Below are 14446 nucleotides of genomic sequence, written 5' to 3'. Positions count from 1 at the left end.
TAGGCATGGCAGCACAGATTCGCGAGCTGCGCCAACGGATCCGAACGGTCAACTCGACCAAGAAGATCACCAAGGCGTACGAGCTCATCGCCACGTCTCGTCTCGCCAAGGCGCAGACGAGGGTCGCGGCGTCGCGCCCCTACGCGGAGGAGATCACCTCGGTCCTCTCCGCGCTGGCAACGGCGTCCGCGAACCTCGACCACCCGTTGCTGACCGAGCGCAAGGAACCCAGGCGAGCCGGTGTGCTGGTCGTGACCAGCGACAAGGGCATGTGCGGCGGCTACAACGCCAACGTGCTCAAGGCCGCCGAGGAGCTGTTCACGCTGCTGCGGTCCGAGGGCAAGGAGCCCGTGCTCTACGTCATCGGCCGCAAGGGCGTGGGCTACTACAAGTTCCGCCGTCGCGCGATGGCGGGCGAGTGGACCGGGTTCTCGCAGCTCCCGCAGTACGTCAACGCCGTCGAGGCCGGTGACGCGCTGGTCGAGGCGTTCGTCGCGGGCAGCGACGACGAGGGCGACCAGCCCGGACCGGACGGCATCCTCGGCGTGGACGAGCTGCACGTGGTCTACACCGAGTTCCGGTCCATGCTCAGCCAGACGCCGGTCGCCAAGCGGATCGCGCCGATGGAGGTCGAATACGACCCGGAGCCGCAGCGGCTGCAGTCGGTGTACTCGTTCGAACCGAACGCCGAGGCGTTGTTGGGCGCGTTGTTGCCCAAGTACGTCAAGACCAGGCTCTTCTCGGCACTGCTGGACGCGGCGGCCTCGGAGTCGGCGGCGCGACGGACCGCGATGAAGGCGGCGACGGACAACGCCACCGAACTGGTCCGGAACCTCAGCCGCCAGGCGAACCAGGCGCGCCAGGCCCAGATCACCCAGGAGATCAGCGAGATCGTCGGTGGCGCCTCCGCGCTTACCGGTGGCGCAGGAAGTGATGAGTGACATGAGTGCTACTGCCACCACCACCCGCACCGGCCGTGTGGCCCGGGTGATCGGTGCCGTCGTCGACGTGGAGTTCCCGCGTGACGCGGTGCCGGAGCTGTTCAACGCCCTGCACGTGGAGATCACCTACGAGGCGGTCGCCAAGACCCTGACCCTGGAGGTCGCCCAGCACCTGGGTGACAACCTGGTCCGCACCATCTCGATGCAGCCGACCGACGGCCTGGTCCGCGGTGCGGCCGTGGTCGACACCGGCAAGGCCATCAGCGTGCCCGTCGGCGACGTCGTCAAGGGGCACGTGTTCAACGCCCTGGGCGACTGCCTGGACAAGCCCGGCCTCGGCCGTGACGGCGAGCAGTGGGGCATCCACCGCAAGGCTCCGTCGTTCGACCAGCTCGAGGGCAAGACCGAGATCCTGGAAACGGGCATCAAGGTCATCGACCTGCTGACCCCGTACGTCAAGGGCGGCAAGATCGGCCTGTTCGGCGGCGCGGGCGTGGGCAAGACGGTGCTCATCCAGGAGATGATCACCCGTATCGCCCGCGAGTTCTCCGGCACGTCGGTGTTCGCCGGCGTCGGCGAGCGCACCCGTGAGGGCACCGACCTCCTCCTCGAGATGGAGGAGATGGGCGTTCTCAACGACACCGCCCTGGTGTTCGGCCAGATGGACGAGCCGCCCGGCACGCGTATGCGGGTCGCGCTGTCCGCGCTGACGATGGCGGAGTACTTCCGCGACGTGCAGGGCCAGGACGTGCTGCTGTTCATCGACAACATCTTCCGGTTCACCCAGGCGGGCTCGGAGGTGTCGACCCTGCTGGGCCGCATGCCTTCCGCCGTGGGTTACCAGCCGACGCTGGCGGACGAGATGGGTGAGCTCCAGGAGCGCATCACCTCGACGCGCGGTAAGTCGATCACCTCGCTGCAGGCCATCTACGTGCCCGCGGACGACTACACCGACCCCGCGCCGGCCACCACGTTCGCCCACCTGGACGCGACGACGGAGCTTTCCCGTCCGATCTCCCAGAAGGGCATCTACCCGGCGGTGGACCCGCTGTCGTCCTCGTCCCGGATCCTCGAGCCGTCGATCGTCGGCGAGGAGCACTACCGGGTGGCGCAGGAGGTCAAGCGGATCCTGCAGAAGTACAAGGAACTGCAGGACATCATCGCGATCCTCGGTATGGACGAGCTGTCCGAAGAGGACAAGGTCCTCGTCGGTCGCGCCCGTCGCCTGGAGCGCTTCCTCGGCCAGAACTTCATCGTGGCCGAGAAGTTCACCGGCCAGCCGGGTTCCTTCGTGCCGATCAAGGACACGATCGAGGCGTTCGACCGCGTCTGCAAGGGCGAGTTCGACCACTTCCCGGAGCAGGCGTTCTTCTCCTGCGGCGGTCTGGACGACGTCGAGGCCAACGCCAAGAAGCTCGCGGGCAAGTAAGCTCTCCCGCACGCACCGAAGGGCCGTTCCCGTTGGGGGACGGCCCTTTCGGCTTGTCCGGGGACTTGTTCAGCCGGCGCCCCAGCCGAGGGCGCGGGAGATCGCCAACCCGCACGTCCGCACGGCGGGCACGAGGGTGTCCGTGCGCGTTCCCGTCGGCACCACGGCGGACACGGCGGCCACCACGTCACCGTTCTGGCCGCGCACGGGTGCGGCGACCGAGTACGTGATCATCTCGATCTGGCGGTCGCTGACGGCGTAACCGTCCCGGCGCACGCGGGCCAGCACCTCGCGCAGTTCGCCGGACGACACGATCGTCTTCGGCGTGTACCGCTTCAACGGCGCCGCCAACACCGATTCCTGCACGGCGACCGGCGCGGCGGCCAGCAGCACCAGGCCGACGCCCGTGCAGTGCAACGGCATCCGGCTGCCGACGCGCGTCACCACGTTCACCGCGTCACGCGCCGAGATCCGCTCGACGTACACGACCTCCGTGCCGTCCCGCACGGCCAACTGCACGTTGTGCCGCGTGACCTCGTACAGGTCCTCCAGGAACGGCAACGCGCGGTCCCGCAGGTCCAGGCTGCCCGGTGACAGCGCGCCCAGCTCCAGCAGCCTCAGGCCCACGGAGTACCGCCCGTCCGGCGTCCGGTCGAGGGCGCGCAGCTCCACCAGGGACGCCACCAACCGGTGCGTGGTGCTCAGCGGCAGACCGGAGTGGCGGCTCAGCTCGGACAGCGTCACCGCGGGGCGGTCCACGGTGAACACGGACAGCAGTGAGAACGCGCGCTCCAGCAGCGACTTCGGTGTCGTCACGCGCCCAGTCTTCCACTGACCGGAAACGATGGCGGTCGCAACCGGTCGAAGACCCGCCTGTCAACCTGCCGACCGGGTGGGGTGATGCTCACAACGGCTGTGGCACATCCGTGAGGGTTTCCGCGTTTGCCTTGGTAGAGGCCTTGGAGGTGATCGCCGTGACCGCCGTTGGGGCGCCCGCCGGCCGGGTGGTATCGCATGGAGGAATAGCCAGGGGGTGGCTGGTGCGGCACGGTCTTCCGGTGACCGTTTAGACTGCGGTTGACTCCAGTCGACGAGGGAGATGCGCGTGGCCGAGATGACCGTCCAGTTGGTCGCCGTGGAACGCCGCCTGTGGTCCGGCACGGCCACCACGGTGGTCGCGCAGACGCTCGAGGGCGAGATCGGCATCCTGCCCGGCCACGAGCCCGTGCTCGGGCAGTTGGTCGAGGGTGGCGTGGTCCGGATCCGGACCACCGACAACGAACTCGTGACGGCGGCTGTGCACGGTGGGTTCCTCTCCGTGACCGGTGAGGGCGTGAGCATCCTCGCCGAGGCGGCGGAACTCTCCCACGAGATCGACGTCGAGCAGGCCCGCGCGGACGTCCAGCACGCCGACGACGTGCAGCGGGCACGGGCCATCGCGCGGCTCCGCGCCGCGGGACACACGGCCTGACGCGGACGAACGGACAAACGCCGTGGGGATCGCCGAACTGGTCGGGGTGGTCCTGTTCGGCGCGGTGGTGATCCTCGCGTATGTCACGTGGCGCCGCGTCCGGCTGTTGCGCGCGGGCGGTGTGCACGTCGCGCTGAGGTCGAGACTCGATGACTCCGGTCGGGGTTGGCACCTGGGCGTCGGGCACTACCGGGGTGACGAGTTCACCTGGTTCCGCGTGCTGAGCCTGCGCTCCGGCCCGGACATGGTCATCTCCCGCGAGGGCTTCGAGATCGACGACCGCCGCGAGCCGACCGCACCGGAGGCGTACGCGATGCCCATGGGCGCGGTAGTGCTCCGCTGTCGTGGCAACAGGGGCGAGGTCGAGATCGCGATGGGCCCGGACGCGCTGACAGGATTCCTGTCCTGGTTGGAGTCAGCGCCTCCGGGCCGTTCCATTCCCTGGGCCTCCTGAAGCTTTCGGGTGTCGTGGCTCAGGCGGGCTGCTTGATGCTCTCGATGAGCGGGGCGAAGCCCTCCTTGCCGTGACCGGCGTCGATCTGCCGTTTGACGAGGTTCTGCACCGTGTCGACCACCTCGGTGCTGATGCCCTGTGCGGCACTGGCGTCCAGCATGTTCCGGAGGGCGGCGACTAGTACGGACTGATTGGTGCAGTACTTACCATTGGTAAGCGTGGATCGAGGAGGCCGGATGGCGACGACGGCGCGACGTGGTCCTTACTTCTGCGGCATCGACGCGGCGATGGACGTGGTGTCCGGGAAGTGGAAGTCGCTGATCCTCTGGGAGCTGCACGAGTACGGCGTGCGGCGGTTCGCCCAACTCCGCCGCGGCCTGCCGGGCGTGAGCGAGAAGATGCTGGTCCAGCAGCTCCGGGAGATGGAGGAGGAGGGCCTCGTGCACCGCGAGGTGTTCCCGGAGGTGCCGCCCAAGGTCGAGTACTCGCTGACCGAGCACGGCGTGTCGCTCAACCGCGCGCTGGCGGCACTGGGCGTGCGGGGCACCGAGCGCATCGAGCGCATCGGCGCCGGGAAAGTGCCCGTCCCCGCGCCCTGACCACGGCTGTCCGGCGGCTGTCCGGCGCGGCCAAAGCGTGGTCAGGCGTGGTCAGGCGTTGGCGCCGGGCTGCCAGAGCACGTCACCGTCCGGGTTGGCCACCCGGGCGAGGATGAACAGCAGGTCGGACAGCCGGTTCAGGTACTTCGCGGTCAGCACGTTCGTCTGGTCCGCCTCGACCTCGATCAACGCCCACGTGGCGCGCTCGGCCCGCCGTGCGATCGTCCGGGCCTGGTGCAGCAGGGCCGCGCCGGGTGTGCCACCGTTGAGGATGAACGATTCCAGCTTGCCCAACCGGGAGTTGAACGAGTCGCACCACGACTCCAGCCGGTCCACGTAGGCCTGGGTGACCCGCAGCGGCGGGTACTTGGGGTCGGGCACGATGGGCGTGCACAGGTCCGCTCCGACGTCGAACAGGTCGTTCTGGACCTGCCGCACCACCTCGGCGACGTCCGGTTCGAGCGCGCCGAGCGCCAGGGCCACGCCCAACGCGGCGTTGGTCTCGTCCACATCCGCGTACGCGGTGATCCTGGGCGAGGTCTTCGGCACCCGGGAGAAGTCGCCGAGACCGGTTGTCCCGTCGTCGCCGACGCGGGTGTAGATCTTCGTCAGGTGCACGGCCATGCACAGCACTTTAGACACTGCGGCACTTCAGACACTGCGGCGAACACCACGGACGGCCACGATCGGAGTCCGTACGTAGGATTGCGGCACAACGAGCAAGGAGTTCTTTACGTGAGTGAGCACTTCCGGGTTCAGGGTGGTGCGCGCCTCGTCGGCGAGGTCGACGTCGTGGGCGCGAAGAACAGCGTGCTCAAGCTGATGGCGGCGGCACTGCTGGCCGAGGGCACCACCACCATCACCAACTGCCCGGAGATCCTGGACGTGCCGCTGATGGCGGACGTCCTGCGCAGCCTGGGCTGCGAAGTGACCCTCGACGGCCGGGTGGTCACCATCACCACGCCGAAGGAGCTCAACCACCGAGCCGACTCCGAGGCGATGGGCAAGCTCCGCGCGTCCGTCTGCGTCCTGGGTCCCCTGGTCGGCCGGTGCAAGCGCGCGGTGGTCGCCCTCCCCGGCGGTGACGCGATCGGCAGCAGACCGCTGGACATGCACCAGAACGGCCTGCGCAAGCTCGGCGCGCACAGCGAGATCGAGCACGGTTGCGTGGTCGCCGAGGCCGAGGGCCTGCACGGCGCGCAGATCTGGCTCGACTTCCCCAGCGTGGGCGCGACGGAGAACATCCTGATGGCGGCGGTGCTGGCCAACGGCACCACGGTCATCGACAACGCCGCCCGCGAGCCGGAGATCGTGGACATCTGCGTGATGCTCCAGCAGATGGGCGCGAAGATCGAGGGCGCGGGCACGTCCACGCTCACCGTGCACGGCGTCGAGTCGTTGCAGCCGACCGAGCACCGGGTGATCGGTGACCGGATCGTCGGCGCCACCTGGGCGTTCGCCGCGGTGATGACGCGCGGTGACATCACCGTGCGCGGGGTGAACCCGCACCACCTCGACCTGGTGCTGGAGAAGCTGCGGATGGCGGGCGCGGAGGTGACCACGTTCGAGGACGGCGACGGCTTCCGCGTGGTGCAGCGCGACCGGCCGCAGTCGGTTGACTTCGTGACGCTGCCCTACCCCGGTTTCGCCACCGACAACCAGCCGTTCGCGATCGCGCTGTCGGCGGTGTCCGAGGGCACGTCGATGATCACCGAGAACCTGTTCGAGGCGCGGTTCCGGTTCATCGAGGAGATGGTGCGGCTGGGTGCGGACGCGCGCACCGACGGTCACCACGCCGTGGTGCGCGGTGTGGAGCGGCTGTCCAGCGCGCCGGTGTGGGCGTCGGACATCCGCGCGGGCGCCGGGCTGGTGCTGGCCGGGCTGTGCGCGGACGGCGCGACCGAGGTGTACGAGATCTTCCACATCGAGCGCGGCTACCCGGGCTTCGTGGAGAACCTGCGCAAGCTCGGCGCGACCGTGGACCGCGTCAGCGCCTGACCGGTCGGTTCGACGACGCGTGACAGCACGCGATGAAGCCCGTCCCCGTACGCGGGGGCGGGCTTCGTTGTAGGGCGTTCACCGGACACCGCCCGAGTCGCGGCTTTCCTAAAGTGAGGAACAGTCGCAGCGTTATCGCGCGGCTCCTGTGCAAGCTGGTTCACGCTGTTCTGACGAGTGGGGGAGAAGACACATGAGGGGATTGTTCGGAGGGTCGAGGCTGCGTCGGGGGGCAGTCGGCCTGGTTGCTCTGACGATGGGGGCGGTCGCGATCGGGTTTGCCGCTCCGGCGTCGGCGGCGACCCTGGCCGCGTGCACCACGATGACAGCTTTCGAACGCTCGGGTCAGAACATCATGGTGCCGACGACCAAGGGCAGCCCTTCCTGTCAGATCGGCCGCGATTACGCGGCGAACACGACGATCGTGTCCCGGTTCCAGGCCACCATGCGCCAGTGTTATGGGGGTCTCAACCTGGCCTCGCCCTACTCGGACGAGAAAGTGGGCCAGCTCGCGACGGACGGCAGTTTCGGGCCGCGCACCGAGGCCGCGTTGAAGGCCGTGCAGAGCGCCATCGGCACCGCCGCGGACGGCATCTACGGTCCGAACACCCGGGACCGCATGAGGTTCGCGACGTCGAGTCGATATGTGTGTGTCCGCTACTGACGATTCGATGTGAGAACACCCGGGGGAGCCTTCCTGATCGCCTCTTCAGGAAGGCTCCCCTCGGAGCAGCAGTTTGGCGTCGGACGCGTCGGCGGGGAACACCATCAGCCGGTGCAGCCCGCCGCGGCGCACCACGGTGACCCTGATCCGGGCGCTCCGCAAACGTTTGGCCAGCACGTCCGCCGCCGCCTGCGTGGGCACGGCGGCGACTTCGGTCAGCAGGCCGAAGTCGTCGCCGGTGTAGTCGGGCACGGCCCGGCGGTCGTTGCCGAACGCCCAGAACAGCACTCCGCCGAGCACCCCGAACACGACCACCAGCAGCAGGAACGACGTGAGCACGGTCACGCGTTCCATGCTCCACCAGTCTCGATTCAGTGAGCAACGGCACGCGCGACCCGTGTTACTCGTCAGTACGCTACGGGGAACAACGCGAGGTCGCGTCGGTCGTTCGTGACTCGTTTCCGGCGATCACGCCTTTCGATCGCCGGAAACGAGGTGCGAACGACCGACTCCCCAGGCGACCGAGCCGCCGTCTGCGGAGCAGCGGCAACACAACACGTAGGAGGTTGCCGTGCCGTACCCGGCCGACCGAGAGCGCGACCGTCCGTGGGTGATGCGGACGTACGCGGGTCACTCCAGCGCCACCGCCTCCAACGCGCTGTACCGCCGCAACCTGGCCAAGGGCCAGACGGGCCTGTCCGTGGCGTTCGACCTGCCGACGCAGACCGGCTACGACCCGGACGACGAGCTGGCCAAGGGCGAGGTCGGCAAGGTCGGCGTGCCGATCAGCCACATCGGCGACATGAGGCAGCTGTTCGACCAGATCCCGCTGGCCGAGGCGAACACGTCGATGACCATCAACGCGACGGCCATGTGGCTGCTCGCGCTGTACGTGAGCGTCGCCGAGGAGCAGGGCGCGGACCGCGCCACCCTCGCGGGCACGACGCAGAACGACATCATCAAGGAGTACCTGTCCCGCGGCACCTACGTGTTCCCGCCCGGCCCCAGCCTGCGGCTGATCACCGACATGGTCGCGTGGACCGTGTCCAACGTGCCGAAGTGGAACCCGATCAACATCTGCTCGTACCACCTGCAGGAGGCGGGCGCGACGCCCGTGCAGGAGATCGCGTACTCGCTGTCCACCGCGATCGCGGTGCTCGACTCGGTGTTCGACTCCGGCCAGGTGCCCGAGGAACGGCGCGGTGAGGTGGTCGCCCGCATCTCCTTCTTCGTCAACGCAGGCGTGCGGTTCGTCGAGGAGATGTGCAAGATGCGGGCGTTCGTCCAGCTGTGGGACGAGATCACCCGCGACCGGTACGGCATCGCGGACCCCAAGCACCGCCGGTTCCGCTACGGCGTGCAGGTCAACTCGCTCGGGCTGACCGAGGCCCAGCCGGAGAACAACGTGCAGCGGATCGTGCTGGAGATGCTGGCGGTGACGCTGTCCCGCGACGCGCGTGCCCGTGCGATCCAGCTGCCCGCGTGGAACGAGGCGCTGGGCCTGCCCCGGCCGTGGGACCAGCAGTGGGCGCTGCGGATGCAGCAGGTGCTGGCCTACGAGACGGACCTGTTGGAGTACCAGGACATCTTCGACGGCTCGCACGTCATCGAGGCGAAGGTGGCCGAGATCGTCGAGGGCGCGCGGGCCGAGATCGACCGCGTGCAGGCGATGGGCGGCGCGGTCGCGGCCGTCGAGGCCGGGTACATGAAGTCGGCGCTGGTGTCGTCGTTGGCGGAACGGCGTCGGCGGGTCGAGTCCGGTGAGGACGTCGTGGTGGGCGTGAACAAGTTCGCCACCACCGAGCCGTCGCCGTTGCAGGCCGAGGGCGCGAACGCGATCCTGCAGATCGACCCGATCGTGGAGCAGCACGCGGTCGAGGCGATCCGGGAGTGGAAGTCCTCGCGCGACGACGCTCTGGTGAAGTCCACTTTGGACGACCTGCGGGCGGCGGCGAAGACGGACCAGAACCTGGTCGAGGCCACGATCGCGTGCGCGAAGGCGGGCGTGACGACCGGTGAGTGGGCGTCGGCGCTGCGTGGGACGTTCGGCGAATACCGTGCCCCCACCGGTGTTTCCGCCGCCTCGGCGTCCGGTGAGGCGGGCAGCGAGATCGGTCGCGTGCGGGAGCGCGTGCGGGCGACCGGCGAGGAACTGGGCGAGCGGCTGCGGATCCTGGTCGGCAAGCCCGGTCTGGACGGGCACTCGAACGGCGCCGAGCAGGTCGCCGTGCGGGCCCGCGACGTCGGCTTCGAGGTCGTGTACCAGGGGATCCGCCTCACGCCCGCGCAGATCGTGGCCGCCGCCGTGCAGGAGGACGTGCACGTGGTGGGCCTGTCGATCCTGTCCGGCTCGCACCTGGAGGTCGTGCCCGCGGTGGTCGACGGCCTGCGTGCGGCCGGCGCCGGTGACGTGCCGGTGATCGTCGGGGGGATCGTCCCGCCCGACGACGCCGACAAGCTCCGCGACCGCGGTGTGGCGCGGGTGTTCACGCCCAAGGACTACGAGCTGACCCAGATCATGGACGAGATCGTGACCGTCGTGCGCGAGGCCAACGGGCTCTAGACCACGTCAGCGCGCCGGGGCAGGTCGCCACGCCGGTGAACCCGGTCGGCGTCATCCCCGCCACGCACGGGCTTTCGGGCCTGAAGGACTGCGACCTGGTGATGGTGCCCGGTCGCGTCGATCCGCTCGCCGACGTGCCGGCGGAGGCCGTGCGCGCTTTGCGGTCGTGCGACGGTCCGGTGGCCGCGCTGTGCTCCGGGGCGTTCACGCCGGCGGCGGCCGGGATGCTGGACGGGCGTGAGGCGACCACGCACTGGCGGCTGCTGGACATGTTGGCGCAGGCCGCGCCGAAGGCTCGTGTGCTGCGGGACGTGCTGTTCACCGACGGGGACGTGCTGACGTCGGCCGGCGTGGTCGGCGGGCTCGACTTGTGCATGCACCTGGTCCGCCGGGCGCACGGTGCGGACGTCGCCGCCGCCCTGGCCCGCCGCCCTGGCCCGCCGCCTGGTCATGCTGCCGACCCGCGAGGGCGGGCAGCGGCAGTACGTGGAGCCGTCGTTGCCCGCCTTCGCGGGTCGTACCGGCCTTGCGTCCACAGTGGACTGGGCGGTGGACCACCTGGCCGAGCCCATCGGCGTCGTCGACCTGGCCGCGCACGCCGGGATGAGCGAACGCACCTTCCACCGCGCCTTCCTCGCCGAGACCGGCAGCACGCCCGGTCGGTGGCTCCAGGTGCAGCGGGTGCTGCTCGCCCAACGCCTGCTGGAGATCACCGACCTGCCGGTCCACCGCGTGGTCGAGCGTTCGGGTCTCGGGACCGCCGCGAACCTGCGTCGGCGGTTGCGCGCGGAGCTGGGCGTGACCCCCGACGCCTACCGCCGCACGTTCCGCATCCCCACCGCTTCCTGACCGGCGCTTCGCTCCACGCGAGGGTCCAGGCGGTGGGCACGGGACGTGTCGAGCAGGCGGTGGAGGTCGCCTGCCGGGTCGCGGGAGTCGTCCACGCGGAGGTCGATCACCGGGTCGTCGGCGTTCCCGGTCGCCTCGGCGTCCCGCTGCGGGCCCACGACGAGCAGCGCCGCCGACTGCGGGCCGGCACGTCACCGCCTTCGCGTTCGGCGGCGGACAGTGCGGCCACCATGCGGTCGGCCAGGTCTCCGGACGCCGCCGAGTACGCGTCCCCACCACGCCGGCCGGCCGGAAACCGGGTGCGGGCGGTCGGCGCGGTGGTGTGTGATCGGGGATGTGGCGATCGCGTTGGGCAAGCCGGGAGTCGACGGGCTGAGCGAGGCTGTGGGCGTGCTGCGGGAGTGGCAGTACGACGGGGCGCCGATGCAACTGCATCCGGGGGACCTGGGCTGGTTCTGGCGGTTCGGTGCGGAGGCGACGGCCGCGGCGGTCCGGACCTGGAGTCGGGACGGACGGATTCTCGCCGTCGGGCTGCTGGACGGTCCCGAGCTGTTGCGGCTGACGATCGCGCCAGGCGCTCACCAGGACGAGGAGTTGGCGCGGCGGCTGGTTGAGGACGTGACCGAGCCGGAGCGCGGCGTACTGCCCGAGGGGAAGGTGAACATCGAGGCACCAATGCGCGCACTGGTCCAAGACCTGCTGTCCGAGGACGGCTGGAACACCGACGAGCCGTGGACGCCGCTGCGCCGCGACCTCACGGAGCCGGTGAAGGACCCGGGCGTGCGGATCGAGGTGATCGGGCCGGAGCAGGCGCACGTGCGGACCGCCGTACACCGGGCATCGTTCGACAGCCCGGCGTTCACGGACGAGCGCTGGCACGCGATGGCGGCCGGATTGCCGTACGCCGACGCCCGGTGTCTGGTCGCGTACGACGACCAGGGCAACGCGGTGGCGGCGGTGACGGTGTGGTCGGCCGGTCCGGGGAAGCCCGGGTTGCTCGAGCCGATGGGCGTGCACCGGGACCACCGCGGTCACGGTTACGGCAAGGCGATCACCGTCGCCGCGGCGGCCGCACTCCGGGAGCTGGGCTCGTCGAGCGCGATGGTCTGCACCCCGAGTTCCAATGTCGGCGCCGTCGCCACCTACAGGTCAGCCGGCTTCCGGCAACTCCCCGAGGTCCGGGACCGGTACCGGGACGCCTAGGCCGTGAATCCTCGTCCCTCTGCTGAGCACAACCAGTGCAACGAGTCACCTGATCGAAGGGACAGGGCCTAGCGCGTCACGGTGATGATGCCGTTGTGCTCGTCCACCAAGACCCGCGCGCCCAACGGCTCCTCGAGCACCACCTGGAACGTGCGGGGCTGGTAGAGCGCGTTGTCGCCGCAGAGCCGACCGCGGCCGGTGGTCTCCTGGCGGACCACCACCGACGTCGGGCCCTCCTCGGCCACCGCCTTCGTCACGCCGGGGTCTTCGCCGGGGCACGGCGGCGCAGGCTCGTCCATCTCCACGTCGAGCGTGACGCCGTCGGTCGTCGTGGCCCGGTCGATCGACCCGGTCACCTCGCCGAACCTCCAGAACGCCGTCGGCGCGACCGCGGGCCACGAGAACGTGGAGCCGAACGCCGATCGGAACCGCCACGCGGGCAGGTCCAGCGCACCGCGGTCGGTGGCGAACCGAGCCTGGCCGAACTCGACGGCCACCAGCTCCAGCGGCGTCCCGTCCCGGCCGGCCGCGGACATCGCGACGACCGCGTCCGCCGCGCCGATCAGCGGCAGGGTCGCCGGACCGTCGGACAGCTCGACGGGAGTGGGCGCGGGTGTCGTGGGCGCGGCGCCGGTGAAGGCGAACCGGCCGTTGCTCGCGGCGATCTTCTCGGCCTCGCCGCCGGAGCCCTCCTGGACGAGCGGCCAGCCGGTCAGCACGATCGGCCGCGGTTTGGCGTCCACCGGGAAGTCGATCTCGCTCGGAGGGGGAGCGGTGGCACCGTCGACGACGGGACTGGCGCAGCCGGCCAGCAGCACCGCCACGGCTAACAGTCGAAGTCTCATACCCGCTGGACGGTAGTCCGCGGGCATGCTGTTGCGGGGCCGGTTACGGTCACAACATGGCCGAATACCAGCACATCCGGGTCGACCGCACGGATGACGTCGTGCGGATCACCATGGACCGCGCCGCACGGCGCAACTCGCTGTCCGCCGAGCACCTGGCGGAACTGCTGACCGCGTTCCGCGAGGTCGCCGCGTCGGACGCGGTGGGTGTGGTGCTCGCGGGCGAGGGGCCGGTGTTCTCCGCCGGGCACGACTTCGCCGACGTGTCGGCCCGCGACCTGGAGGGCGTGCGCGATCTGCTGACGCTGTGCACGGACCTGATGCGGACCATCGAGTCCGTGCCGCAGGTGGTGATCGCCCGCGTGCACGGCCTGGCCACCGCCGCCGGCTGCCAGCTGGTGGCGTCGTGCGACCTGGCGGTGGCGGCCGAGGACGCCGCGTTCGCCCTGCCCGGCGGCAAGGGCGGCTGGTTCTGCCACACCCCGGCGGTGCCGGTGGCACGTGCGGTGGGGCGCAAGCGGTTGATGGAGATGGCGCTGACCGGCGACCCGGTGGACGCGCGGACCGCCGAGCAGTGGGGCCTGGTCAACCGCGTCGTGCCGGCGGCGGAGCTGGACGAGGCCGTGGACGAGCTGATGCGCCGCGCCACGCGTGGCAGCCGGGCCAGCAAGGCGCTGGGCAAGCAGACGATCTACGCCCAGCTCGACCGACCCGAGGCCGACGCGTACGCCATCGCGGTGGAGGTGATGGCGGCCGCGTCGCAGACCCCGGCGGCCAAGGAGGGCATGTCCTCGTTCCTCGAAAAGCGCCCTGCCGTGTGGACCGACTAGGGGGGACCGACTAGTCCGTACCCTTGTAGAACACGTCGTCGGCCGCAGCTCGCCGACCGACCGTCACGGCTGCGAGTGCTCGTGCAGCAGGAGCAGGGTGTAGGCGGCGATCGACTGGGCGTCGGTGATCTCGCCGCGCGCGATCATCGCCTCGAACTCCGCGCGCGGGAACCACGCCGAGCGCATGTCCTGCTCCTCGTGCTCCCGCTCGTGGAAGCCCTCCGTGAGCTGGGTGGCCAGGAACACCCGGCCGCGCTGGCTGGACATGCCCGGCGCGACGTCGAGCAGACCCAGCTGCACGAGCTTGCCCGCCCGCAACCCGGTCTCCTCCCGCAACTCGCGCTTGGCCAACGCCATCGGGTCGACGTCCGCGCGTTCGGGCGCGGTGCCCTGCGGGAACTCCCACCGCCGCAGCCCCAGCGGGTAGCGGTACTGCTCGACGAGCCGAAGCCGCTCGCCGTCCATGGGGATCACCAGCGCGAAGTCGGGTTTGTCCACCACACCGTAGATACCGGTGGTCCCGTCCGCCCGCCCGATGGCGTCCTCCCGGACCACCATCCACTGGTTCGCGTACACCTCACGCGATCCGAGGGTTTCCAC

Annotated in this window: 17 protein-coding genes and 1 pseudogene; 11 read left to right on the top strand and 7 right to left on the bottom strand. The window is 70.1% G+C overall.

Going from position 1 to position 14446, the window contains the following annotated elements; all coding sequences use genetic code 11:
* Positions 1-5: 5 nt before the first annotated feature.
* Positions 6-941, top strand: coding sequence for a F0F1 ATP synthase subunit gamma (locus FM051_RS14355; protein ID WP_158843401.1), 936 nt, complete (start codon positions 6-8; stop codon positions 939-941).
* 1 nt (position 942) lies between these two features.
* A complete protein-coding gene (gene atpD / locus FM051_RS14350) occupies positions 943-2370 on the top strand; it encodes a F0F1 ATP synthase subunit beta (protein ID WP_158843400.1) in 1428 nt (475 codons plus the stop codon).
* Between the two features lie 69 nt (positions 2371-2439).
* Here the strand turns inward: atpD and FM051_RS14345 are convergent, their stop codons facing one another.
* Complete coding sequence (locus tag FM051_RS14345; protein ID WP_238412372.1) at positions 2440-3186, bottom strand: IclR family transcriptional regulator; 747 nt, start codon at positions 3184-3186, stop codon at positions 2440-2442.
* Between the two features lie 289 nt (positions 3187-3475).
* Here FM051_RS14345 and FM051_RS14340 point away from each other — a divergent pair, with 289 nt between their 5' ends.
* Together FM051_RS14340 and FM051_RS14335 are read left to right on the top strand one after the other, a co-directional pair.
* Positions 3476-3841 (top strand): F0F1 ATP synthase subunit epsilon, encoded by a 366-nt coding sequence (locus FM051_RS14340; RefSeq protein WP_158843399.1) that lies wholly within the window; start codon positions 3476-3478, stop codon positions 3839-3841.
* Positions 3842-3863: 22 nt separating this feature from the next.
* On the top strand, positions 3864-4295 hold the full coding sequence (locus FM051_RS14335) for a DUF2550 domain-containing protein (protein ID WP_158843398.1): 432 nt from the start codon (positions 3864-3866) through the stop codon (positions 4293-4295).
* Positions 4296-4314: 19 nt separating this feature from the next.
* On the opposite strand, the gene FM051_RS53670 is transcribed toward FM051_RS14335, so the two are convergent.
* Positions 4315-4533, bottom strand: coding sequence for an imine reductase family protein (locus FM051_RS53670; RefSeq protein WP_338019472.1), 219 nt, complete (start codon positions 4531-4533; stop codon positions 4315-4317).
* Here FM051_RS53670 and FM051_RS14325 point away from each other — a divergent pair.
* The gene (locus FM051_RS14325; RefSeq protein ID WP_158843396.1) at positions 4532-4894 is read left to right on the top strand and encodes a winged helix-turn-helix transcriptional regulator; all 363 of its coding nucleotides are present in this window, start codon (positions 4532-4534) and stop codon (positions 4892-4894) included. The genes FM051_RS53670 and FM051_RS14325 overlap by 2 nt on opposite strands.
* 51 nt (positions 4895-4945) lie before the next feature.
* Here the strand turns inward: FM051_RS14325 and FM051_RS14320 are convergent, their stop codons facing one another.
* Positions 4946-5518: a cob(I)yrinic acid a,c-diamide adenosyltransferase gene (locus tag FM051_RS14320; protein ID WP_158843395.1), complete on the bottom strand. Its 573-nt coding sequence runs from the start codon at positions 5516-5518 to the stop codon at positions 4946-4948.
* Positions 5519-5629: 111 nt separating this feature from the next.
* On the opposite strand from FM051_RS14320, the gene murA reads away from it, so the two are divergent.
* Positions 5630-6892: a UDP-N-acetylglucosamine 1-carboxyvinyltransferase gene (gene murA, locus FM051_RS14315; RefSeq protein WP_158843394.1), complete on the top strand. Its 1263-nt coding sequence runs from the start codon at positions 5630-5632 to the stop codon at positions 6890-6892.
* A 256-nt stretch (positions 6893-7148) separates the two neighbouring features.
* Positions 7149-7556 (top strand): peptidoglycan-binding domain-containing protein, encoded by a 408-nt coding sequence (locus FM051_RS14310; protein ID WP_202918821.1) that lies wholly within the window; start codon positions 7149-7151, stop codon positions 7554-7556.
* A gap of 45 nt (positions 7557-7601) precedes the next feature.
* Here FM051_RS14310 and FM051_RS14305 read toward each other — a convergent pair whose 3' ends face one another.
* On the bottom strand, positions 7602-7910 hold the full coding sequence (locus tag FM051_RS14305) for a hypothetical protein (RefSeq protein ID WP_158843393.1): 309 nt from the start codon (positions 7908-7910) through the stop codon (positions 7602-7604).
* Between the two features lie 217 nt (positions 7911-8127).
* Here FM051_RS14305 and FM051_RS14300 point away from each other — a divergent pair, with 217 nt between their 5' ends.
* Both FM051_RS14300 and FM051_RS14295 read left to right on the top strand, forming a co-directional pair.
* Positions 8128-10119: a protein meaA gene (locus tag FM051_RS14300; protein ID WP_158843392.1), complete on the top strand. Its 1992-nt coding sequence runs from the start codon at positions 8128-8130 to the stop codon at positions 10117-10119.
* A 47-nt stretch (positions 10120-10166) separates the two neighbouring features.
* Positions 10167-10968: pseudogene (locus tag FM051_RS14295) on the top strand (GlxA family transcriptional regulator); the annotation flags it as partial.
* Here the strand turns inward: FM051_RS14295 and FM051_RS14290 are convergent.
* A complete protein-coding gene (locus tag FM051_RS14290; protein WP_158843391.1) occupies positions 10932-11126 on the bottom strand; it encodes a hypothetical protein in 195 nt (64 codons plus the stop codon). The pseudogene FM051_RS14295 and the gene FM051_RS14290 sit on opposite strands and share 37 nt — an antisense overlap.
* 166 nt (positions 11127-11292) lie before the next feature.
* Here FM051_RS14290 and FM051_RS14285 point away from each other — a divergent pair, with 166 nt between their 5' ends.
* Positions 11293-12171, top strand: a complete 879-nt coding sequence (locus tag FM051_RS14285; protein ID WP_238412371.1) for a GNAT family N-acetyltransferase — start codon at positions 11293-11295, stop codon at positions 12169-12171.
* A gap of 68 nt (positions 12172-12239) precedes the next feature.
* On the opposite strand, the gene FM051_RS14280 is transcribed toward FM051_RS14285, so the two are convergent.
* Complete coding sequence (locus tag FM051_RS14280) at positions 12240-13016, bottom strand: hypothetical protein (protein ID WP_158843390.1); 777 nt, start codon at positions 13014-13016, stop codon at positions 12240-12242.
* Positions 13017-13072: 56 nt separating this feature from the next.
* On the opposite strand from FM051_RS14280, the gene FM051_RS14275 reads away from it, so the two are divergent.
* Entirely contained in the window at positions 13073-13846 is a 774-nt protein-coding gene (locus FM051_RS14275) for an enoyl-CoA hydratase-related protein (protein ID WP_158843389.1), read from the top strand.
* Between the two features lie 63 nt (positions 13847-13909).
* On the opposite strand, the gene FM051_RS14270 is transcribed toward FM051_RS14275, so the two are convergent.
* Positions 13910-14446 (bottom strand): NUDIX domain-containing protein, encoded by a 537-nt coding sequence (locus FM051_RS14270; protein WP_202918820.1) that lies wholly within the window; start codon positions 14444-14446, stop codon positions 13910-13912.

Source organism: Saccharothrix deserti (assembly GCF_009769385.1).
Taxonomy (GTDB): domain Bacteria; phylum Actinomycetota; class Actinomycetes; order Mycobacteriales; family Pseudonocardiaceae; genus Actinosynnema; species Actinosynnema deserti.
This window is presented reverse-complemented; position numbering and strand designations above follow the sequence as displayed.

Excerpts from the sequence above, each read along its gene's own strand:
- FM051_RS14320 (WP_158843395.1), bottom strand. The coding sequence starts at position 5,518 with ATGGCCGTGCACCTGACGAAGATCTACACCCGCGTCGGCGACGACGGG.
- atpD (WP_158843400.1), top strand. The coding sequence starts at position 943 with ATGAGTGCTACTGCCACCACCACCCGCACCGGCCGTGTGGCCCGGGTG.
- FM051_RS14310 (WP_202918821.1), top strand. The coding sequence starts at position 7,149 with ATGGGGGCGGTCGCGATCGGGTTTGCCGCTCCGGCGTCGGCGGCGACC.
- FM051_RS14305 (WP_158843393.1), bottom strand. The coding sequence starts at position 7,910 with ATGGAACGCGTGACCGTGCTCACGTCGTTCCTGCTGCTGGTGGTCGTG.
- FM051_RS14280 (WP_158843390.1), bottom strand. The coding sequence starts at position 13,016 with ATGAGACTTCGACTGTTAGCCGTGGCGGTGCTGCTGGCCGGCTGCGCC.
- FM051_RS14325 (WP_158843396.1), top strand. The coding sequence starts at position 4,532 with ATGGCGACGACGGCGCGACGTGGTCCTTACTTCTGCGGCATCGACGCG.
- FM051_RS14355 (WP_158843401.1), top strand. The coding sequence starts at position 6 with ATGGCAGCACAGATTCGCGAGCTGCGCCAACGGATCCGAACGGTCAAC.
- FM051_RS14275 (WP_158843389.1), top strand. The coding sequence starts at position 13,073 with ATGGCCGAATACCAGCACATCCGGGTCGACCGCACGGATGACGTCGTG.